Annotated in this window: 16 protein-coding genes; 7 read left to right on the top strand and 9 right to left on the bottom strand. The window is 67.5% G+C overall.

Features of this window, described 5'->3' with window-relative positions; all coding sequences use genetic code 11:
• Positions 1 to 30 precede the first annotated feature (30 nt).
• On the bottom strand, positions 31 to 870 hold the full coding sequence (locus tag ACQP0C_RS40115; protein ID WP_433728861.1) for an NAD(P)H-binding protein: 840 nt from the start codon (positions 868 to 870) through the stop codon (positions 31 to 33).
• A gap of 57 nt (positions 871 to 927) precedes the next feature.
• Here ACQP0C_RS40115 and ACQP0C_RS40110 point away from each other — a divergent pair, with 57 nt between their 5' ends.
• Together ACQP0C_RS40110 and ACQP0C_RS40105 are read left to right on the top strand one after the other, a co-directional pair.
• Positions 928 to 1878: a GlxA family transcriptional regulator gene (locus tag ACQP0C_RS40110; RefSeq protein ID WP_433728859.1), complete on the top strand. Its 951-nt coding sequence runs from the start codon at positions 928 to 930 to the stop codon at positions 1876 to 1878.
• Positions 1879 to 2193: 315 nt separating this feature from the next.
• Complete coding sequence (locus tag ACQP0C_RS40105; protein WP_433728857.1) at positions 2194 to 2415, top strand: hypothetical protein; 222 nt, start codon at positions 2194 to 2196, stop codon at positions 2413 to 2415.
• On the opposite strand, the gene ACQP0C_RS40100 is transcribed toward ACQP0C_RS40105, so the two are convergent.
• Positions 2416 to 3861, bottom strand: coding sequence for an aldehyde dehydrogenase (locus ACQP0C_RS40100; protein WP_355183131.1), 1446 nt, complete (start codon positions 3859 to 3861; stop codon positions 2416 to 2418). It abuts the gene before it with no gap.
• Between the two features lie 200 nt (positions 3862 to 4061).
• Here ACQP0C_RS40100 and ACQP0C_RS40095 point away from each other — a divergent pair, with 200 nt between their 5' ends.
• Complete coding sequence (locus tag ACQP0C_RS40095) at positions 4062 to 4361, top strand: hypothetical protein (RefSeq protein WP_433728855.1); 300 nt, start codon at positions 4062 to 4064, stop codon at positions 4359 to 4361.
• A gap of 7 nt (positions 4362 to 4368) precedes the next feature.
• Here ACQP0C_RS40095 and ACQP0C_RS40090 read toward each other — a convergent pair whose 3' ends face one another.
• Positions 4369 to 5151, bottom strand: coding sequence for a class I SAM-dependent methyltransferase (locus ACQP0C_RS40090; protein WP_433734794.1), 783 nt, complete (start codon positions 5149 to 5151; stop codon positions 4369 to 4371).
• A gap of 210 nt (positions 5152 to 5361) precedes the next feature.
• Here ACQP0C_RS40090 and ACQP0C_RS40085 point away from each other — a divergent pair, with 210 nt between their 5' ends.
• Positions 5362 to 6528: a glycosyltransferase family 4 protein gene (locus ACQP0C_RS40085; RefSeq protein ID WP_433728853.1), complete on the top strand. Its 1167-nt coding sequence runs from the start codon at positions 5362 to 5364 to the stop codon at positions 6526 to 6528.
• 408 nt (positions 6529 to 6936) lie between these two features.
• Here the strand turns inward: ACQP0C_RS40085 and ACQP0C_RS40080 are convergent, their stop codons facing one another.
• A complete protein-coding gene (locus ACQP0C_RS40080; protein ID WP_433728851.1) occupies positions 6937 to 9261 on the bottom strand; it encodes a hypothetical protein in 2325 nt (774 codons plus the stop codon).
• A 746-nt stretch (positions 9262 to 10007) separates the two neighbouring features.
• Between ACQP0C_RS40080 and ACQP0C_RS40075 the strand changes: the two genes are divergently transcribed.
• On the top strand, positions 10008 to 11618 hold the full coding sequence (locus ACQP0C_RS40075; protein WP_433728849.1) for a polysaccharide biosynthesis protein: 1611 nt from the start codon (positions 10008 to 10010) through the stop codon (positions 11616 to 11618).
• A 394-nt stretch (positions 11619 to 12012) separates the two neighbouring features.
• Positions 12013 to 12378 carry a VOC family protein gene (locus ACQP0C_RS40070; protein ID WP_433728847.1) on the top strand — a complete coding sequence of 122 codons (366 nt, stop codon included), beginning with the start codon at positions 12013 to 12015 and terminating at the stop codon, positions 12376 to 12378.
• 78 nt (positions 12379 to 12456) lie between these two features.
• Here ACQP0C_RS40070 and ACQP0C_RS40065 read toward each other — a convergent pair whose 3' ends face one another.
• Positions 12457 to 13566, bottom strand: coding sequence for a DUF3068 domain-containing protein (locus ACQP0C_RS40065; RefSeq protein WP_433728845.1), 1110 nt, complete (start codon positions 13564 to 13566; stop codon positions 12457 to 12459).
• A gap of 228 nt (positions 13567 to 13794) precedes the next feature.
• On the opposite strand from ACQP0C_RS40065, the gene ACQP0C_RS40060 reads away from it, so the two are divergent.
• Positions 13795 to 14988 (top strand): acyltransferase family protein, encoded by a 1194-nt coding sequence (locus ACQP0C_RS40060; RefSeq protein ID WP_433728843.1) that lies wholly within the window; start codon positions 13795 to 13797, stop codon positions 14986 to 14988.
• 256 nt (positions 14989 to 15244) lie between these two features.
• Here the strand turns inward: ACQP0C_RS40060 and ACQP0C_RS40055 are convergent, their stop codons facing one another.
• The 4 genes from ACQP0C_RS40055 to ACQP0C_RS40040 all read right to left on the bottom strand — a co-directional run bounded on the left by ACQP0C_RS40055 (position 15245) and on the right by ACQP0C_RS40040 (position 22181).
• Complete coding sequence (locus tag ACQP0C_RS40055; RefSeq protein WP_433734793.1) at positions 15245 to 15733, bottom strand: DinB family protein; 489 nt, start codon at positions 15731 to 15733, stop codon at positions 15245 to 15247.
• A 227-nt stretch (positions 15734 to 15960) separates the two neighbouring features.
• The gene (locus ACQP0C_RS40050) at positions 15961 to 20724 is read right to left on the bottom strand and encodes an alpha-(1->3)-arabinofuranosyltransferase domain-containing protein (protein ID WP_433728840.1); all 4764 of its coding nucleotides are present in this window, start codon (positions 20722 to 20724) and stop codon (positions 15961 to 15963) included.
• A gap of 92 nt (positions 20725 to 20816) precedes the next feature.
• Positions 20817 to 20984 (bottom strand): DUF2613 domain-containing protein, encoded by a 168-nt coding sequence (locus ACQP0C_RS40045; RefSeq protein ID WP_420770716.1) that lies wholly within the window; start codon positions 20982 to 20984, stop codon positions 20817 to 20819.
• A gap of 102 nt (positions 20985 to 21086) precedes the next feature.
• Positions 21087 to 22181: an isochorismate synthase gene (locus tag ACQP0C_RS40040; protein WP_433728837.1), complete on the bottom strand. Its 1095-nt coding sequence runs from the start codon at positions 22179 to 22181 to the stop codon at positions 21087 to 21089.
• Positions 22182 to 22202 lie beyond the last annotated feature (21 nt).

Here is a 22202-nt window from a genome sequence, read left to right as displayed (position 1 = left end):
TTTGCAGGACGTAGTGCCCGAGATGACTGTTCAGCGGAAGTCGGCCGCGTGGTCTCGCGCCCACTGCGCGAAGGTATGCGCGGGGCGACCGGTGACCTCCTCGATGATGGTCGAGACCTGCGGTGCCGCGGTGCGCCCGGCCTCCCATCCGGCCAGGATGGCATCGACGCCGATCGACGGCATGGTCCTGCCGAGTTCGGCACGCGCCTGTTCGACGGGAATCACCTCGAGGGTGATCTCGCGGCCGATGGCCGCCCCGATGTGCTGGACCTGCTCGCGCAGGGTCAGCGCCTCCGGTCCCCATACCGGGTAGGCGTGGCCTTCGTGCCCCGGTTCGGTCAATGCGGTCACCGCGAGTGCGGCCAGATCCTGCTCGTGGATGGGTGCCGTGCGGGCGTCGGCATAGGGCATCCGGACGATGCCTTCGTCGCGAATGGACCGCTGCCACCACCACAGTGCGTTGGTGGCGAACATGCCCGGCCGGATGAATGTCCAGTCCAGACCGGACCTTTCGATGGCGGACTCGATGACGGCGTGCATCCGGGCAATCGGGTTGTCCGCGGCATCGGCCCGCAGGACGGCCCCGGACGACAGGAACACCACATGCCGCACTCCGGCGGATTCGGCCGCCGCGACGAAACCGTCGATGCTGTCGGGTTTGGCGTAGAGGAATACCCGCTCGGCGCCGTCGAGTGCGGCGGACAACGTCTCCGGGTGGTCGAGATCGGCCGCGACGACCTCCGCGTCCGGCGGGAATTCCCCGATGGCGGGTTCCCTGCTCGTCAGACGGACCTGCTCGCCCTGCGAAATCAGCCCCGCCGCGACGTGGCGGCCGACATTGCCCCTGGCTCCGAAAATGACTGTGACCATGCAGGCAGCGTATGGCGGGAATAGCAGCAATACTCGGATTCATGCCAGACTGAGGACGTGAAGCAGGTAGTCGCGCTGGCGCTGGACGGGGTAATGACCTACGACCTGGCGTGTGCGGTGCAGGCGTTTCGGCACGGTCCGGGCAAGACCGGTGAGCCGGTCGGGTTCGAGATGCGGACCTGCGGGGTGCGGCCGGGGCCGGTGTGGACGCCGAACGGTTTCGGGCTCGAGGTGGACGACGGACTCGAGGCGCTCGAGAGCGCCGACATCGTGGTGGTGCCGGGGATCGCAGTGCCCACCTGGCCGCTGCCCGCGGAGGTGCTGGATGCGCTGCGGGCCGCCGCGGCACGGGGCGCGACAATGGTCAGCATCTGCACCGGCGCATTCATCTTGGCGCGGGCCGGACTGCTCGACGGACGCCCCGCCACCACCCACTGGGCGTATTGCGATGAATTCGCCGAGCTGTTCCCGGCGGTCGAGCTCGACCCCGGCGCGCTGTATGTGGACGACGGTGACGTGCTCACCTCGGCCGGTCTGTCCGCGGGGATGGATCTGTGCCTGCACATCGTGCGCCGCGAACTCGGCGCGGGCGCGGCGGCGGAACTGGCCCGCTGGAATGTGACGCCGCCGCACCGCGAGGGCGGCCAAGCCCAATACATCCCGGATGCCTTGGGCGCCAATGACTTCCCCGGCGCGCTCGCCGCCACCATGGCCTGGGCGGCGGCGAATCCGGCACAGGCGCAGGATGTTTCGGCGCTCGCCGGGTATGCGTTGATGAGTGAGCGCACCTTCATTCGCCGCTTCAAGGCCGAGGTCGGCAGCACGCCGCGGCGCTGGCTCGAGGCGCAGCGCACGGTGCGCGCTCGGGAATTGCTGGAGACCACCGAATTGCCCGTCGAAGTCGTTGCCGCGCAGTCCGGGTTCGGCAGCGTCACGGCGTTGCGGGTGCATCTGCGCGCGGCCACCGGCACGACGCCCGCCGGATATCGTCGGTCCTTGCGCCGCTAGTCGGGTCGATTTCGACGGTGAGAGAGCAATTCGCCGGGCTGCGAGCTGGCAGTGTTCCAGATCGCCGGACCCGGGGCGGCGGGGTGCGCTACCGTTGATTTGCCCGAACAATGTTTTCGGGGTCAGTGCCGAGTATGCGATGTGTACCCGGCAGTGGCCTATGCTTTGCGAGTACTCCGTCTCATAACCGACCAGTTCGATTGCTGAACGTTAACTGTTTGACTAGAGATCGACTGAACTACTTCCCTTTTCGACTCGTGAACCCGCATCGTCGCGGCCAACGATGAGATCGACGCGCGAGAGGTGGTTGGAGCTATGACCGATTTGGATATCGGCCCGTTCGCGATGCCCCAGGTAGCCGGAATCGAGCTGGCGACGGCGAGCACGCCGCTGCGGCGCGCTGCCGGGCGATTGCAGGCGGTCCTGCCGCCCGGCTGGCGCGTCGAAATCGTCGACGCGCCCGGTGCGCGGGGCATCCACAGCGCACCGGGTAGCGGTCGCCAGCCCGTTCTCCGGGTGGTTATGCCGGACCAGTAATTACCCGGTCCACCCCAGCGGCATCAGCAGGGACTTCTGTTCGCAGAATGCGTCCAGACCCTCCGGCCCGTTCTCCCGGCCGAGGCCGGAGGTCTTGTACCCGCCGAAGGGGGAGCCGGGATCGAACGCGTACCAGTTGATCGCATAGGTGCCGGTACGCACCCGCGCCGCGATTTCCGCACCGTGCTCGATATCGGTGGTCCACACCGAACCGGCCAGGCCGTAGACGGAGTCGTTCGCGATGGCCACCGCCTCGTCCTCGGTCTCGTAGGGGATGACCGAGAGGACCGGGCCGAAGATCTCTTCCTGTGCGATCGTCGACTTATTGTCGACATCGGCGAAAATCGTCGGCTCGACGAACCAGCCGCGATCCACATCCGCCGGACGGCCGCCGCCGAGTACCAGCCGCGCGCCCTCCTCCTTACCCTTGGCGATATAGCCCTCGACGCGATCGCGCTGACGTTCGGAGATCAGTGGGCCGAAGGTGGTCGCCGGGTCGGTGGGATCGCCGGTCTTCAGCGTCTTCACGTGTTCGACCAGCGCGTCCAGGATTTCGTCGTAGCGGCTGCGCGGCGCGAGGATGCGGGTCTGCGCGACACAGCCCTGGCCGCTGTTCATCAGGCCGGAGAAGGCGAGCACCGGAATGTTGGCGGCGATATCCATATCGGGCAACAGGATTGCCGCGGACTTGCCGCCGAGTTCGAGTGACACGCTCTTGAGCTGACCGGTCGCGATCGCGCCGATCTTGCGACCGACCGCGGTGCTGCCGGTGAAGGTGATCTTGTCGACGCCCGGATGGGAGACGAGGTATTCGGCGGCGTCGGCTTCGGCGGGCAGGATCGACAGCACACCCTCGGGCAGACCCGCGTCGGTGAAGATGTCGGCGATCTTATTGGCGGTCAACGGGGTCAGCGGCGCGGGCTTGAGCACGATCGTGCACCCGGCGAGCAAGGCGGGCGCGAGCTTATTGGCCGCGAGGAAAAGCGGCACATTCCAGGCGGTAATGGCCGCGACGACACCGCGCGGCTCCCGCGAGACCCGCGAGGTGCCGAACATGCCGGTGCGGGTTTCGTTCCAGGGGAAGGACTTTGCCAGTCCGGCATACGAGTCGAGCGCGGCGACCGCCGGAATCTGGTTGAGCGTCATGGCGATCATCTGCGGTGCGCCCATCTCCGCGGTGAGCGTGGCGAGCAGATCGGCCGAACGCTCCTCGATCAGACGCGCGGCACGCGACAGGACCTGGGCACGCTCTTCGGGCGGGGTGGACGGCCACGGACCGTTGTCGAAGGCGTGCCTGGCGGCGGCGACGGCCGCGTCGACGTCGGCGCGGCCCACCACCGGGACGCTGCCCACCGTCTCGACCGTCGCGGGTGAGATGACCTGGAGGCGCTCGGTGGAGGCTGGCGCGGTCCAGCGGCCGCCGATGAACAAGCTGTCGTAGTGCATGAGAACACGTTACAGTTTTGCGGCCCGATTGTCTGTAACCTGTTTCAGTTTTCTGTTCGAACAGCTTTCTGAACAGGGCAAATTCCAACCTGTCGGTTCGCTTTCCAGAGAACGCACTATTGCGTTCTGTTGCTGCAACGGTCATGCTGTAGCAACAGTTCAGCTCGCTCGATTCATTACGCAATTGGGGAGTCCGAGTCATGGCGGTGCAAGTAATCGGCCGGTCGCTGATGACCAGTGACCAGACCGAGCATCAGGCTAAAAGTGTTGGCGCGGGCGGGTGGGTGGTCTCCTTCCTGCCGGGCCGGACGCTGACCATCGAGCAGGCAACAGCAGCGATGCAAGCCGCCGAGGCGGTGGCGGTCGTCGGTCTGCTGGCCGATCAAGTCGGACTAACCACCCTGGAGACGGTCGGCCTGGCGATTCAGGAATCACCTTGGGCCGCAACGGCCAACACGTGCGGGCGCAGGAGCTGGCGACGGGGCTGGCTGGAAAAGTAGTCGCACCCTACTTGGTTGCCACTACCACCAGATTGCTCACCAGTAACTCTCGCAGTATCGGTACGTGAACCACCCACCAGGCCCAGTGCGGATGGTAGCGCGGGAATACGGTGCGCACATCGGCGGAAGTGCTTGCCGCCCAACGCAATCCATCGGCGGCACCGACCGCGAACAGCGACTTGCCGAAGCGGTTCTTCGGTTCCCGGCCGGTCTTGCGGCGGTAGCGGCGCGCGGCGAACTCCCCGCCGAGGTAGTGCCACGGACCGGTTTCGTGACCGCCGAACGGGCCGTGCCACACCGTGTACGACAACACGATCAAACCGCCGGGGCGGGTCACGCGCACCATCTCATCGGCCATGACCCATGGCTGCGGCACATGTTCGGCGACATTCGAGGAGAAGCAGATATCCACGGCGTTGTCGCGAAACGGCAGAGCCATGCCCGAGCCGCGCACCGCGCCGGGCACCGACAGACCGGCGGCATGCATCTCCGAAGGATCGGGTTCGACCGGGATGTAGCGCGCACCGGTCTTGACGAATTCGTCGGCGAAGTAGCCGGGGCCGCCACCCACATCGAGGATCGTCGCGCCGTCGAGCCCCTTTCCGGTGATATCGGCATAGAAATCGCCGATCATCGCGGCACTGTCGGCGGCAATGCCACCGTAGAAGACTGCCGGATCGGTCTGTTCGAACCGGAAACTGCCGAGCAGCCGCAGCGACCGGCGCAATGTCGCCCGCCGCGCGAACCGGGACAGGGACGGCCTGGTGCGCCGTGGGGCATGCGCCGCCACGGCCTCGGCTGGCTCGGTTTCAGCTCTCGGCACGGCGCAGAGTCTCGCACAGAGCTGATGAGCCGCTGCCGTCCCGCCTGCCCGGGGTGGGAATTGCGCATCGTACGGCGGGTCGATGCGGTGAGAGCTGGCTGGACGGGTGCACGGGTTAGGGTGTACGGCGATATCCATCGTCCCGGCTGGGACCTGTCGACCGAGAGAAGCTCCACCGTGCGCGAAGTCCTCCTGCTGTGCTGGCGTGACACCGGGCACCCGCAGGGCGGCGGCAGCGAACGGTACCTGGAGCAGGTCGGGGCCCAACTCGCCGCGCGCGGGGTCAAGGTCACCCTGCGCACCGCCCACTATCCGGGTGCGCCGAAACGGGAGCGCATCGACGGCATCGAGATCAGCCGGGCGGGCGGTCGATTCTCGGTCTATCCGCGCGCGCTGATCGCGATCACCCTGGGCCGACTCGGTATCGGGCCGCTGCGCGGGCTGCGCCCGGATGCGGTGATCGACACCCAGAACGGGATCCCCTTCTTCGCTGGCGTCGCGGCCGATGCCCCATCGGTGGTGCTGGTGCATCACGGACATCGGGAGCAGTGGCCCGTCGCCGGACGTTTCGTCGGGCGCATCGGCTGGTGGATCGAATCGCGGCTCTCGCCCCGCGTGCATCGGCACAACCAGTACCTGACGGTTTCGCTGCCCTCGGCCGAGGAACTGGCGACGCTCGGCGTGGACGGGTCACGGATCGCGGTTGTCCGCAATGGCGCGGAACCGGTTCCTGCCGACGCGCCGACCGGCTGCGCGGAGACCCGCGCCGATGATCCGCGCATTGTGGTGCTGTCCCGGCTGGTGCCGCACAAGCAGATCGAAGACGCGCTGAATGTGGTGGCCCGACTCCGGCAGCGGATCCCCGGCCTGCGGCTGGATGTGATCGGCGACGGCTGGTGGGCGGACAATTTGAAGGCCGATGCCCGCGACCTCGGCATCGCCGATGCGGTCACCTTCCACGGCCACGTCGATGAGCGGCGTAAGCATGAACTGCTGGCCCGCGCCTGGGTGCATGTGCTGCCCTCGCGTAAGGAGGGTTGGGGTCTCGCGGTGATCGAGGCGGCCCAGCACGGCGTGCCGACCATCGGCTACCGCAGTTCGCGCGGACTCACCGATTCCATTGTCGACGGTGTGACCGGGGTGCTCGTCGACGATGTCGGCCAGCTCGGCGACTCGGTCGGGGAACTGCTCGACGACACCGAGGCGCGTGCCGTGATGGGCGAGAAGGCGCGGGCTCGCGCGCGTGAATTCTCCTGGGAGCAAACGGGAAACGGTGTTTACGAGGTGCTCGCGGCCGCGGCCCGAGGCGAGTACACCTCGGGCCTCACGCCGCCCGGACTCTGATCAGCAGCGGTCCACGATCGCGGTGGTGGGGCCGTCGTGATGACGGATTGGGTTCGGATTGCGAGTTCGATGAGGGTGCCAGCGGTCGGGCTGTCGTGGATGACGGATTGGGTTCGGCCCGCGAGTTCGATGAGCGTGGCAGCGGTCGGGCTGTCGTGGATGACGGATTGGGTTCGGCCCGCGAGTTCGATGAGGGTGCCAGCGACCAAGCGCCGTCCGGAATATCGGCGAATCGGCCTCGGCACGCGATCTCGGTGATGGTGAGGGTGCCCTCGTGCGCAGTGTGATCGCTCGTTGCTCCCGTTCGGTGGGCTGGGTGGCGGCGTGTTCGGCCAGGCGGCGGAATTCCGCTGTGCCATTGGCGGATACAGAGAGTCGCAATCCGGGATAGATGCGTGCCAGCGGTTTTCAGGAGGGTGGCCGCAGTAGGGCGGTCAGTAGCAGTCCGCCGACGAGCAGTGCGGCCCAGATGAGGTGGGCGGCATAGGCGACTACCCGCTGGGTGTGCGATTCGGCGGGCCGGTCGGTGGTGCCGGGGACTCGATACAGTGCGAGTTCGGAATCGGTGTAGACCGTCGTCAATTGGGTGAGAGTTGTTTTCGACTCGCCGAGCGGTCCGGGAGTGGTGTGCTCGACCAGGACCCAGCCGACACCGAGGTCCGTAAGTTGCTGTGCCGAACCCCCGTGCAGCAGTATGGATTCCACTTCCCGGGCTTTGGCGCCTTCGCCGGCGACCGTTCGGCCGTGCACCGGGAGTTCGCCGGTCTGCAGCACGTCACGAGGCAGCATTCGCGGTGCCGGATCCAATACCGGTGCTCTGCCGCTGTACGGAAATTTCCGGAACATGCCCCCGGGCAGCACCGCGATGTCGCCGGGACCATCGATCCGGTCGGCTACTCGCTGCCAGCTCACCGGGTAGTGCACAGGGCGCAGTTGATTGCCCACCCCCCAGGCGAGATCGAACAGCGGCAGTATGAGCAGTGCGATGAACAGCGCTGCGGTCAGCGACATTGCGGTTGTTCGTGAGTTCCGGGCGGGCGGTTCGTTCGACGCGTTTGGGGTGAACCACATGGCAACAGTCCGGCACCCGGCCGCGGCGCACAGCGCGTAGGCGGGCATTGCCAGTGCTACGTACTTCTGTGTGTCACGCAGCAGCCCGGTGCCGGGCACGTTGGTAACGAGCCATTCCAGGACGCTCATCCCCCACGATGTCGCGCCCGAGGCTGGTAGTAGGACTGCGGCGGCCGCGAGTATCAGTAGAACGCGGCGAATTCGGATGTTCGCGCGATCGGTCGCGGTGGTCTCGGCCCCGAGTTTTGTCGAATGGGCTGTGGCTGCTTCGGATTCGACATGGGTGGCGCGGCCGGTCGGGACTGTGGTGCCGGGTTCGATATCGGTGGGAGATGTGGGTTGGGTTCGGGTGTTGTCGCTCGTTGCGGTATTCGGCTTGGGTTGGGCGGGTGTCGAATAAGTTGTGGCGGTGGCTGATTCGGTATCCGGGGCAGTGGGGGTGGCGGCTGGAGAGCGGGGAGGGATAGTGCCGGTCGTGGACGTCTTCTTGGTCCAGATGGCGCGGATGCCGGTTGCCACGAGGATCAGGAGTAGGGCGGTGCCGATCATGGCCAGCGGGGTGGTGCGGGAGGTCGGGACCGAGTCGGCGTTCCAGATGCCGCCGAGTCCGGCCAGGCTGCCGAGGGTGCCGAGGGCGGGTTCGGCGCGAGCGGCGAAGGCGGCGATTCCGGCCGGGTCGGAGGGTTCGGAGCCGGCGCCGGACAGCGCCGTCGCGGTCAGCCACGGCGCGGATGCGGCCAGCAGGAGGGCGAATGTTCCGAGGAGGTTTCGACGTCCGATCAGCACGACAGCGGTGCAGCCCGCGAGCAGTGCGCCGGTCGGAGTGAGTCCTGCGGCGGCGAAGCATGCGGCCAGTGCGGCACATGCGGACGCCGTACTCCGCGTCGTGTCCTTCCTGTTCGCACGGTGGAATCGCGCGCGGCGACCGACCGCAGCTGGCGCGGGAGTGCGATTGCGAGGGGTCGCGATAGCTGTTGGGTCAGCGCGGTCGGTGTCGGTCGGCGCGATCGGCCTGTCCGCGTCGGGTTTGTTGAGTGCCTTGTTGCTGGGGGTGGGATGCGGTGAGGTGGGCCTGTCCGCGTTGGGCTGGTTGAGTGCCTTGTTGCCGGGGGTGGGATGCGGTGAGGTGGGCCTGTCCGCGTCGGGTTTGTTGAGTGCCTTGTTGCTGGGCGCGGCATTCGGCGCGCTGCGTTGGCGAATTCGGTAGGCGGCCAGCACGGTCCACGGCAGTGCGGCGTAGCCGGTCAGCAGACTCCAGTGGCCTTGCAGCAGACGTTCGGCCACATACGGATTCCACAGGGCGACGGTGACCGCGACCAGTTGCGGTCCGGTCGATACCCGGAGCAATTCGCGGGCCAGCACCGCCGCGCCATATCCCGCCGCCCACAGCGCGACGACCAGGATCGCTTTGACGATCAGTCCGCCGTCGATGACCGCTGACAACGCCGCGAGCAGCGCGTCCTGCGGCACCGCGCGCGGGGCCGCGGCACCGAGCCCCAGCGCCGAATCCGTCGCATAGGAGCGCGGCGTACTCACCGCATCCCGCAGCAACAGATAGCCCGGCCCGAGCAGCGGACCGGCAATGAGCAGCGACAACACCCCGCTGTACCCGGCCGGTGCGAACCGCACCCACCGTGCGCACCGAGCCGGCCAGTCACTCACGCGTGCACCCTACGTTCCATACCCGAACCCGCCCGCCCCCGGGCCATGCCCACCCCGGCTCCGGGCCTACGGAAAGTGCGTACCAGCGCGCCGACCGCCGCTGCACCGCTCGCCGTATTCGAATGCGTCTCCGTGCCTGGGTTTCGTACCCGAGAACCTGTCGGTGGAGTGCGCGGGGATCTGTCGGCTGGGCGTGTGTGGGCTGGGACTTGTCGGGGCGCGCGCTGTACCGCTTGCGGTATTCGACCGTGCCCGGATCTCGCACCCGAGAACCTGTCGGTGGAGTGCGCGGGGATCTGTCGGCCGGGCGTGTGTGGGCTGGGACTTGTCGGGGCGCGCGCTGTACCGCTTGCGGTATTCGACCGTGCCCGGATCTCGCACCCGAGAACCTGTCGGTGGAGTGCGCGGGGATCTGTCGGCCGGGCCTGTGTGGGCTGGGACTTGCCGGGGCGCGCGCTGTACCGCTCGCGGTATTCGTATGCGTCTCCGTGCCTGGGTTTCGTACCCGAGAACCTGTCGGTGGGGGTGTGCGGGGATCTGTCGGCGGGGCGTGTGTGGGCTGGGACTTGTCGGGGCGCGCGCTGTACCGCTGGCGGTATTCGAATGCGTCTCCGTGCCCGGATCTCGTACGCAAGAACCTGTAGCCGGGTGCGTCCGGGTGGATCTGTCGGTCGGGGGTGCGTGGCCTGGAACTTGTCGGGACGGGTGTGTGCGGGGCTCGGGGGTGTAGGTGGGACGATTGCGGCGTGCCTGCCATCCGTCGTCTACCTGTTGTGGCGGATCTGACGTTGGTGACGGCTGGGGCGATGACGGCGAATGTGGCGGGGTATCTGCTGCAGATGCTGGCCAGCCGGTGGTTGGGGGTCAGCGGGTACAGCGAATTCGCGAGTCTGCTCGCGGTGCAGTTGCTGTGCGCGGTGCCGGCGCTGGCATTGCAGAATGTGGTCGCCCGGGAATTGGTGCGCGGCGCGCGCGTCTCGGCACTGCGTCGGTTGCAGTGGCGGTGTGCGGTGATCGTCGCGGTGGTCGCCGCGGCGCTGGTCCCGTTGGTGACCGTGGTGCTGAATGTCGGCGTGATCGCGTGCGCCGCCGCCCTCGGCGCGGCCCCCGCCCTCGTGCTGCTCTCCGGCGAACAGGGCATCCTGCAGGGCGGCAGACGCTTTCGCGCATTGGCAATAGTCCTCGGCACGGCCGGAATCGCCCGCGTAACTCCGGCCCTCGTAGTCCTCGCACTCGGCGGCACCGCCGCACCCGCCCTCTGGGCCGCAGCACTCGGAATCATCGCCGCCGCCGCCCTCGCCCGCTACACCGCATCCACACCCCCACCCCGCCCTCGCCCCACAGTCGACACAGGAACGGAACCGTCCCCCCACGATGGCTCCGAACCACCAAAATTTGGCATCGGCTCTGCCGACCAACCGACGCGCGGGGTCGGTTCAGGTGAACCGACGCGCGGAGTTGGTTCAGGCGAACCGACGCGCGGAGTTGGTTCTGGGGAGGCGGCGCGCGGGGTTGATTCCGGCGGGGCGGCGCGCGGGGTTGGCTCTGGGGAGGCGGCGCAGGAGGTTGGCTCCGACCAGCTGAAGAGTGGGGTTGGTTCCGACGAACTGAAGCGTCGGGTTGGCTCCGGCCGCTCGACGCAGGGAGTTGGCCCCGATGGATCGACGCGTGCGATTCGGGCCGAAGGAATGCGTGGCGCCACTCGGTGGGTGGCGCGGTTGTGGGCCTGGGGTGTATCCGGTGCCGCGAACCGGGGCGCGCACGCGGTTGGGGTGGTGCCGGTATTGCGGGCGGCGCAGGTGCAGGCGGCGTTGATGGCATTGTCGTCGGCGGATTTGATTGTTGCGCGGATTGTATTGGGGGAGGCGGATGCGAGTCGGTATGCGCTGGGGGCGATTGCCGCGAAGATCGCGTTCTGGCTGCCGCAGGCGGTGGGGGTGGTGTTGTATCCGCGGATGGCGCAGCCGACCCATTCGGCGCGGGCGATCCGGGATGCGCTCGCCGTGCTGTCCGGCATCGGGATCATCGCGGTAATAGGTGCGGCGGTGGCGGCACCGGTGGCGCCCCTGTTCGCGGGACAGGACTACGCGCCGATCCAGGGCCTGCTGTGGCTGTTCGCACTGCAGGGCGCCATCCTCGCGGTGCTCCAGGGCGCACTGCTCTCGGCGATCGCGGTAGACCGTACCGCCCTCGCCGCACTGACGTGGCTCGGCCTCGCGGTCGAGCTGGTCCTGATCTCCTTCGCCCGCTCGGTACCCACCCTGATCACCACTGCTGTCTGCGTCGCGGCAGCCACCACCGTCGTGGTCGCGCTCATCGTCCTGCGCACCGCCGACCGCTCCCCATCACCCACCTGACCGCGTGGGCTCGCTAGCGATAACTCGCTTGGGCGTACCGATTTGCTGACGATCGCGTGTCTGGGTGTGCGGGTTCGCTGGTGTGGGTGTGCGGGTTCGTCGTCGATCGTCAGCCTGGGTGTTTTGGTTTGCTGGTGATCGCCTGCTTGTGTGGGCGGGTTCGCCGTCGATCGCTCGTCTCAGCGAGCGGTTCGCGGGCGATCGCCTGCCTCGGTGCGCCGATGTGCCGACGATCGCTGCCCGGGCGTACCGATTCGTCTGTGGTCCCGTGTCTGGGCGGTCGGTTCGCGGGCGATCTTCTGCTTGGGCGCAACGCTCGCTTACGACTGCCTACCTGAGCACACCGGCTCGCGAACACCCGCAGGACCGCATCACCTCGCCTACTATCACCAGCATGATCACCGCTGTGCACACGCTGGTCTATGCGGAGGATCCGGATGCGGCTCGCGCGTTCTTCCGCGACGTTCTCGGCTGGCCGAATGTGGACGCCCACGGTGGGTGGCTGATTTTCGGTACCGGGCCGAGCGAACTCGGGGTGCATCCCGCCGAGGGCCCGCCGCATCACGAGATTTCGCTGATGTGCGATGACATCGAGCAGACCATGGCCGAATTGGCCGGGCGTGGAGCGCGATTCGAGGGCGACGTCGCGGAGCGGAGCTTCGGGCGCTGCATCGATATGAAGATCCCGGGCGCGGGGTCGATGCTGCTGTACCAGCCGTCACATCCCGTCGCCTATCCCTCGGGTCCGTCCGCGACCTGACTGCACGCGAATCGAACTGCCCCGAAACGAACTCGGCTCCCAGGCATAACGCCGGGGAGCCGAGTATCGGAACTGCCGTCAGAGATTCTTCTGGATCCTGATCTGCTGGGTCGGAGCGTCATCCCCGCCCCGGCCAGGACCGCCGCGCCGACCAACGCCAGCACCGGTGGATCCACCGCGGATCCCCAGGATCAGACCGCCGACCAGGGCGGCAACACCGAGCACGCCGAGCACGATCGGCATGACCCGGCCGTACAGCGACAGCTTGTCGATGTTCTCCTTGGCCACCGAGAGCTGCGATTCGATGGTGTTCTCATCGAAGACGAGGTGCGACTTCAGCGCGGTGACGTCGGGGTGGTCGGCGCTGCGCGCGTAGTAGAGGTGGAGCGCCTCGCCGCCCTTGACGATGGTGCCGGTCTGCGGCTCGACCCACAGGTCGCGGGTGTTGGTGTAGAAGCGGGTCATGGTGACCGGCTCGTCACCCTCGAGGCCCCACTTCGCGGCGGGCAGGCTCAGCCGATTGGTCGGCGCCTGGACTACGTCCCACAGGTTGGTCGCCGGGACCGACATCTGGAAGTGGTAGACCTTCGTGCTGTTGATCTCGGTCTCTTCGAGGAACTTGGCGTCGAAGGTCTTGCGCACGTTGATATCGAAGTACGGGTAGGTCTTCTTCTCGGTGCCGATCGGGAAGCGGTACTGCAGGCCGGTGTGCTGCACCGGGTCGGCGATGCTCTGTAGGTCCTTGTTCACCGTGACGGCAATGGAGCCGTTGGGCTCCTTGGCCACCGGCTCGCCGGACTTGCGGTCGATGGTGACCCGGTCGATGGTCGCGGTCAGCAGGCCGGTGTCGCCCTGCTTATCGATGCGCCGCAGCGTCTGACCGGCCTGGACGGTCATCTCGGTGGCGTCGGAGGGGTCCTCGACGGTGAGGAACCGCTGCGAGACCAGCGGCACATTGGTGTCGACCTTGGCCGAGCCCTCGGGGGCGGTGAGCGACTTGGAGTCCAGGACCAGGCTGTCCTCGCCCGGCTGGTTCGTCGCGATTGTGGTGATCTCGAGATCGAGGGGAGTCTTCGCCAGTCTGCTGACGGTGTAGGTCGGGATCATCACCGCGGCGACGATCAACAACGCACCCAGACCCACGAGTAGGCAGGCCACCGTCTTTCTGGTTCCGGCACTCAGTGCCATGCAAACTCTCCTCGTCATAGAACACGGGTCTGTGCGGCGAGTACTGCGGGCGCGCCGCGGCACTCGTGAGCCCCGACACTAACAGTCCGTTGTCGTACTATGCGGTGCCGAGGCCGGAATCGACCCAGAAATCGCCCGAGTCTAACGCGAAATCTGAAACGTTGGGTTACCAGCTGGTAGGTGCGATTGCTTGCAGGTCGCGCGAACGGACCTGCAGACTGGAGGTCGATGACCGCCACCCTGCCCACGCCGACTGCCGCGCCCACTCGCACGCGCGGTTTCGTGCCTGCCCTGGAAGGTATGCGTGGCATGGCTGCGCTGGGTGTGCTGCTCACCCACGTCGCATTCCAGACCGGCGCCGCGAATGCGCCGGTGCTGGGCCGGATCTGGGAACGGTTCGATATGGCGGTCGCGGTGTTCTTCGCGCTATCGGGTTTCCTGCTGTGGCGTCCGCATGCCGCGAAGGCGCGCGGGCTGGGGACCGCGCCCTCGGTCGGCTACTACCTGCGGCATCGAGCGGCGCGCATTCTGCCCGCGTATTGGGTTGTGGTGGCCGCGGTACTGATCTTGGTGCCGAGTGCGGCCGACACTGCTGGCCTGCGCGTATGGGTTTCGAATCTGGCCTTGACGCAGGTATTCGTGCCGCTGACGCTGACCGATGGACTCACTCAGATGTGGAGTCTGTCCGTCGAGGTGGCCTTCTATCTGGTGTTGCCCGTGCTGGCCTTCGCGGTGGTGCGGCTGCGTGGCGATGCCGCCCGCTGGCGCATACCCGCGATCCTCGCGCTCGCGGCGATCAGCCTGAGTTGGAATTTCATTCCGGTACCGACGCCCGACGCCATTCACGCCGATAATTGGCTGCCCGGATATCTGCCGTGGTTCGCAGTGGGCATGCTGCTGGCCGAGCTGATCGACAATAGGGATCAGCTATCACCACGGCTGCGGTTGCTCGCCAATCAACCGCTCATGTGGACCATCGCACTCATCGCCTTCCTGCTCTCCGCCACCGACCTGGGCGGCCCCGCAGGACTGACCCGCGCCGAGCCGTGGCAGTACGCGGCCAAGATGGGTTTCGGTGCGATCATCGGATTCGCACTGCTCGCCCCACTGGTACTGCGCCCGCCCGGCGCCCGCCCACATCGCTGGCTGGAATCCCCGCCCGCCGCAACCATCGGCCGCTGGTCCTACGGCATCTTCCTCTGGCACCTCGCAGTTCTGTCGGTAGTCTTCCCGGTCTTCGGAATCCTCCCCTTCAGCGGCGACTTCACCGAGGTCCTGATCCTGACCATCGCCCTGACCCTCCCGATCGCCGCCGCCAGCTACGCCCTAATAGAAGAACCAGCCCGCCGCTTCACCCGCACCCGCGACCGCCCAAAAGAAGCAGCCGCAAACTCATCCACAACCGACACCACCGCCGCATAGCTGGTTAGCGCTGGTTAGCGAGCCCCCAGCACCCGCCCTCGATCCGAGACCGGCCCGGTCACCCACCCCCGGCCGAGGAAGTCGCTGGCCAAAGACCTGGACTCCGAGACAGCCAGCTGACCGGACTCCCCCCAAGCGAATTGAGTCTGCTGCGGGACCGGGAGGTCGCACCACCTCGCTCGCCAGGTCCAGCCACCGCGTGGGAGTTGGGGGCTCGAGATCGGGCGGCCGGGGGCCTAGAGGCTGCGGGGGTGGGTCAGCTCTCGAGTTGGCGGCGGATGTCGAGCAGGTGGTGGCGGAGTTCGTGCAGGGTGTGTAGGGCGAGCCAGTGGAGGGGGCGTTCCTGGCGGTCCGGGAAGTTGTAGATGACTGTGCGGTTCCAGTCCGGGGGTGTCAGGCGATCGAGGACGTTGGCGAAGAGTAGGGCCGCGTCGTCGAGTTGGCGGGCGACATCGGATGGTCGCTGGTCGTTGTAGCCGTCGTGTTCGACGCGTTCGTCGCGCCCCATCGGCTCGAGCGCTGGTGCGTCGGCGCGGCGGGCGAGCAGCACGCGTTCCCGTTGTGCGAGTAGAACATCCCGCACATGGCATGCGTACTCCAATGGTGACCACACCTCTGGTGCTGGTCGCCGCCGAAGTCGCTCTTCATCCTGACCGAGCAGTGTCGCGTACTCCGCCGCGTGCACCCTGGCCAGCGCCGACACCTCGGGAACCAACGCGGCCTCGTAGTCGAATCCGCACTCCACGCACGCCGTCACACATCCGACGCTAGCAGTGCCGGAGAGTATTCCGGCGTCCGCTAACGGTCCTTGCGCCGCGCCGGGATCGACGCCGACGGCGATCACGGCCAGCAGCTCGGGCAGTTGGACCCACAGCGAGTTGCTCATGTATCTGCGGGCAGTTGCCACGGTCCGGTGACAGTGCTGCGGAAGCGGTGCCGAGGCCAGCAACGACAGCATGGGCTTTCGACGTATCAAGGGTCTTTGCGGCGTGGCGGGAGTGCGGCGACGCCAACAGCGATTACGGCCAGTAGGGCGGGTAGTTGGACCCACAGGGAGCCGCCCATGTATCCGCCTGCGGCGCGCCATGGGCCGGTGGAGAGGGCTGCCGCGGCGGTGGCGGTGCCGAGGCCAGCAATGGTGGCGAGGACTTTCGACGTTATCCGTGTGGAGAATCGAGTCGCGGCGAGCACGATTGCGGTGAGTGCGGTGCCGACCGGTCCGGCGATAACCGTTGCGACAGCGCCGATTCCGATCGCACCGAGGATGCGATTGCCCCATGTGGTCGGGGGCGGCCCGCTGTCCGCAGTCTGGTCGGCTGTGTCCGCACTGGAGTCAGCTGCGTTTGGGGTGGGGTCGGCGAAGTTCGCGTGAGGGGCCGCTGCGTTCGCGTTGGGTTGGGCTGCGTTCGTACCGGAGTCGGCGAGGTTCGCGTTGGGATCGGTGACGTTCGCACCGGAGTCGGCGAAGTTCGCGTTGGGATCGGCGACGTTCGCACCGGAGTCGGCAACGTTCGTGTCAGGGGCGGGTGTGTTCACACTTGGGTTGGTTGCGCTCACATCGGAGTCGGCTGCGTTCGGATGGGGGTTGGCTCGATCCGCATCGGAGTCGCCAACGTCCGGGTCGGGTTCGGCAATGTTCGTGTGGGGGGCCGCTGTGTTCGCGTTCGGTTGAGGTGCCTCCGCACCGGAGTCGCCCACATTCGCACTAGCGTCGGCCGCGCTCGCGTTGGGATTCGCACTAGCCTCGGCCGCGCTCGCGTTGGGGTTGGCTGTGTCCCCATTGGGGTCGGCTGTGTTTGTACTGGCGTTGGCTGCGTTCGCGTTGGTGTCGACAACGCGCGAGTCGGCACGGCTGGTTGTGCCAGTTGGATTTCGAGTGGCGTCTGCACTCGTGCGGGAACTCGGGGCCGAGCCGATCGCCGTCGGGGTCCGGCGGCGTCGAGGGATGGCGAGCAGTATCAGCGGGATCAGAAGCAGCAGGCCGCCGAAGATGCTGAGGCGGTACCAGCGGTCGATGGGGAAGGAGACGGTGATGGGGCCGGATGGGGTCGATTCCGCATCCGGTAGCAGCCAGCCCTGCTGCCAGCCGTTGACCACGATCGGTTCGAGTGCACTGCCGTCGGCGGCGGTTGCCCGCCATCCGACATTGGTGCTGAGTGGCAGGACGAGCAGCTGTTTCGCGTGATCGGATCGCCCGATACCGGCGGGGGTGGAATCGGTGCGGTTCAGGCGAAGTCGGTCGACGAAGAAGAGTGCGGTCGGCGCTACCGTGACATCGGCTCGTCCGGCGGGCACCGCGATCTCGTCGGAGTCGGAGGCGAGATCGGGAGGTAGTTCCGAATTCGCGCACGCCCGCGCGGGAACCGGTGCACCGGAACGCAATTCATCAGCGGTCGCCGTGACGGTGGTATGGACGAACCGTCCGCCGAGAGCGATCGTCGGCCCCTGTGCGCAGGGGATGGTGATCAATCGATCCGGCCCTGCGGGGGCGGGATACTCCGGTCCGAGCACCGACACCTCGGCGAGCCCGGGCGGCTGTGTGACGGCGAAACCCAGCGCGGTGCGATCGAGTACCGGCCGCCAACTCTGGATGCTCAGTTCGATGCGATCGGTCACCGTGGGCTGCAATGAGATTCGAGTCCGCTTGCCCGGCTCGAGTTCGCGAACCTGCGGGCCATTACCCAGGTTGACCGCCACCGCGAGCGGTGCGGCGGGCAGTTCGCCGAGTGACGGTGTCAGTTCCAGGCCCGTCACCACAGCGGGCTCGGGCAGTTCCAGCTCGAGCGTCGGTTTGCCGCCTGCCAGGTTGCGCACCGAATTCTCCGGCGCCGTCCAACTCGTCCGCGGATCCCCATCGGTCGCCGCGAAGGCCGAACCGCGCAGGTCGCCGACATCGGCCTTGCCGCGTGCCACGGGACGCGCGCGGTCGGTGAGCAGCGCCTCCAGTTCGGGACCCTGTCGGGTTCGCACCGTCAACTCCGGCGTGACGGTCATCGGCTCCGGCACCGACAGTGTGCGTTCGAACGCACCGGGCTCCTCCGGCGCCAGAGCGAGTCCCTTACTGCACCGCACCCGGTCCGGTGCATCGAAACAAGCACTGCGACCAGGGAATTCCTGTCCGAGATCCCAGCCATGGACCTGCGCGCCCGCTGGGGTAGGCGGCAGCACGGTCCGATGCCGGATATCGACCCGGACCGGTGCGGTGCGGACGGTGTAATCGTCCAGGGTCAGTTCGCTGATGCCGAATTGCCCACCTCGCGTGCCGTCTTCGGTACGGATGGCGGTGATGCTGAGCCAGTCGGTCTGCCCTGCGGGCAGGGAAATCGACACCGGCGCACCGGGTTCGGGAATCCGGGCCGAGACACTGCCGTGTGCGGTGCGCACCTCGACCCATTTCACCGGGTCGCCGATGGCCGCCGCGCTGGTGCTCAATTGCAGCAGCCCGGTGCTGATCGGATGGTCGAGATCGAGCCGAAGCCATTGCCCCAGTGCGTGTTCGGCGCCATTGCTGATCCACGCGGTCGACGGATCACCATCGACGACCGCGGCGGTCGAGCTGCCCGGCGCGGATCCGCCCAACTGGGTGGCGTCGGCGGCCGAACTCGATGCGGTGATCGTCGCGCCGGACCATTCTCCGCGCACCAACTCCGCACCGGGGACGGGATAGTCGGGCACCAGATTATGGGTGCGGCGCGCATCCTCCGGTGCGCGCAGCGCCGAATTGTGGTTGTCCACCTTGCCGAAATCGGCCTCCCGCGCCATCGGCGTATCCGTGACGGTCAACGGCCCGGTCGGCATTCCGGCGGCGGCCGCATCGGAGGCGAGCAGCTTCGGCGCGGTATCGCCATCACGATGCAGCCGTTCGAGCACCTCGGGCCCGCCCTGAACCGTTCCAACCGAGGCCAGCGGCACCGTGTAGGCACCGGGGAACGACCTCGGCGCGCCGGTCCCGCTGTGTATTTCGACGGGCGTACCCGGTGACCGTGCCTCGACCCGGTATATCTCGACCGCTGGATAGGCGGGCCGCAGATCACCATCGGCGACCAGATCATCGGATATGACGGCCGTCTCGATCGGGTTGCCGAATTCGGCGACCTTGTGCAATCCGGGCGAACCGTCGATCGCCTGATGCGCCAGCATCGGCCGGGTCGACCGTGCGGTCTCCGGATCGAGATCATTGCGCAACACCAGGATTCCGATGCCCTGCTCGGTCAAGGTCGCCGCGAGACCGCTCGACGGCCTGCCGTCGGCGATCAACCGCTGCACCGAATCCATCGCGCGGATGGTGCCCGGCGGATTCAGCGGCACCGCGTCGCGGATCGCCCACGGTGTACTGGCCAGCGCCTGCAGCGGCTCATCACGAGTCAGCCCCCACACCTGGCTGCCGAAGGGCGCGCCGGGCACCACCAGGGCCCGGGTGTCGGAGGCATGGTCGGACAGCCACTGCGCGGTCTGCTTCCAATACCCGGGCACCTCGTCGTACGCACCGCGCGGCGCGAGTTTCTCGGTCCAGGCCAATGAGGTGGACAGTGCGAGCGCGGTGAGGATCAATGCGGCGACCGCGACCGACCTATCCCGTTCGGGATGGGCGAAGGCGCTGCGCCACACCGGCCTCGGAACCGACGCGGGCAATGGCACCTTGGTCAGCAGCTGGGCCAGGCCGAGCACCAGGGGAATTCGGATCAGCGGCTCCAGCTTGTGCACATTGCGCAGCGGCGCGCCGCCGGCATCCAGGAATACCCGCACCGAATCCGCGAACGGCCCACTCAGCTCACCGACATATCCGGCGCAGATCCCGACCAATCCGACCAGCAGGATCAGCGCGAGCCGCCCTCGATACGGCATGGACCGCATCGCCAATCCGGCCATACCCGCCGCCGCGAGCAGCCCGGTGGCCAGCACCGCCGCGGGTTGGGTCACCAGCACCGCGCCCGCGATGCGCTCCGGTGAGACGAACGGCGTCCAGCTGTCGGTGCCGCGCAGCACCTCGCCCAGGGACGCCCACTGCGTCGTCACCCCCGAGGATTCGATGTAGTCCAGGAACGGTGGGCTGACCTTGCCGAGCACCAGCAACGGCACCGCCCACCAGAAGGTGGCCAGCACCAGCAGCGGAATCCAGGCCCGGGTGAATCGCCACCAGCGCCGGTTCGGCCGATACGACGCCCACCACAGCAGTGCGGGCAGAAATGCCGCGACCGTCGCCACCGCATTCACCGCGCCCATGAGTGCCAGCGCCAGCGCACTGCCCGCGGGCGAGGCCGCACCGCCGCGCCTGTGCGTGCGATAGGCGGTGCCCAAGGCGGCGGGCGCGAGCAACACCCATGGCGCGAGCACCATCGGCAGCGTCTCCGAGGAGATCGACCCGAGCGTGGTCAGCACCCTCGGTGAGAGCGCGAACGCGGTCGCGGCCACCACCCGGGACCCGCGACTGCCGATGCCGAGCGCTTCACAGAGCCGGACAATGCCCCAGAATCCGGCGAGCAGCAGCAATGCCCACCAGATCCGCTGGGTCACCCAGGCGGGCAGGCCGAGCACATGCCCGGCCGAGAAGAACGCGCCGTGCGGAAAGAAGTATCCGTAGGCCTGGTTCTGCACCTGCCCCATGGGAGCCTGACTGCTCCACAGATGGGCGGCGCGTTCGAGGAAACCGAGCGGATTCTGCGCGAGATCGTATTTGGTGTCGGCGACCGTCAGGCCGGGCGCCTGCAGAAAAGTGAGCAGGAACGCCGCGACCACGGTCCCGACGAACCAGCGCCTGCCGAGCGGGGAACCGTCGAGCCGGCGCGCCGTACTACCGCCTCCGCGACGGTCGTCCGAACCGCTGTGGATCAGCGGCTGCCGTACTCAACGTTGTTGAGTAGCGAGGAGCTGGAGTCGGAGCGCTCGATATTCGGCCGCGTGTTCTGCTGCACTGCCATCGTGATGACGAACACCGCGACCGCGCCCAGAACGGCGCCAGCGACCGCACTCGCAACACCAGGGACAGCAAACTTCATCGCGGCACTCCAATACATCGATGCAGGCACATTCTGGGCCAACCTAGCAGGACCGCGCCCGATCACCTACGTTCAGCCCACTGATAGCCGAATCGAATGACCTCAGTCGCTCGGAATCGCGCAGTGCAGACTGCCCAGCAGGGTGCGCAGCTTCGCGGTGGTCTCGTCCAATTCGGCATGCGGATCCGAGGCGGCCACGATCCCGCCGCCCGCGAAGGCGCGAATCGAGCGACCGTCGGCGGATAGTTCCGCGCTTCGGATCGCGACCACCCATTGCCCGTCGCCGTGCGCGTCGCACCAGCCGACCGCGCCACCATAGAAGCCGCGCTCCTCTTCTATATGGGCGATCGTGTCGAGCGCGAGATCGGTCGGTGTGCCGCAGACCGCGGGGGTGGGGTGCAGCCGGATGGCCAGGTCGAGTGCGGTGGTCGCGGGATCGCGCAGGCGGCCGGTGATCGGGCTGGCGAGATGCCAGACCTCGTGGGTATTGATCAGCTGCGGGTCGTCCGGGATGGTCAGTTCCGCGCAGACGGGCGCGAGCACCTCTCGGATCCATTCGATGACGAAGGCATGCTCATCGCGATTCTTGGTGCTGGACAACAACTCTCGCGCCTGCGCGGCATCGGCCTCCGGATCGGCCAGGCGCGGCAGCGTGCCGGCGAGCGGATGTAGCGTGACGGTCGCGCCGTGCCGCGCGACCAACACCTCCGGGGTGGCACCGACCAGTGTCGCACCGGGCCGACCCGCGGCGGTCAGATCGACCGCGAACACATTCGCGTGTGGATGCCTGGTCAGCAGATGCCCCGCGACCAGCTCCGGGTCCAGCGCGCTATCGGCTTCGGCCAGTACCGATCTGGCGGCGACGACCTTGCGCAGCGGCTGCACCGGATCCTGCAATTGCTCGACCAGTTTCGTCACCCGTGCGACATGTTCGGCCGGACTGGGTATTTCGGTGATGACCCGAACGGCGGGCAGTTCGGGCAGCGCCGCGGGCCGCCACGGCCCGACGGTGCGTTGTGCCTGCTCGGGCACGCTCAGCGCGGCCGGATTCCGCGGATCGAACGGCAATGCCCCGACGATCAGCTCCGCGGACCCGTCCCGTAGCGCCGCCGCTGCCTGCGCCACTTCGTCGAAGGCGACCCGGGTCCCCGAGGCGCGGACCACCCCACCGGGCTGGGCGAGCAAGAATCCGTTCATGATCCCTCGACCCTAACCCCG

This window comes from Nocardia sp. CA-129566, from assembly GCF_050956075.1.
Lineage (GTDB): Bacteria > Actinomycetota > Actinomycetes > Mycobacteriales > Mycobacteriaceae > Nocardia.
This window is presented reverse-complemented; position numbering and strand designations above follow the sequence as displayed.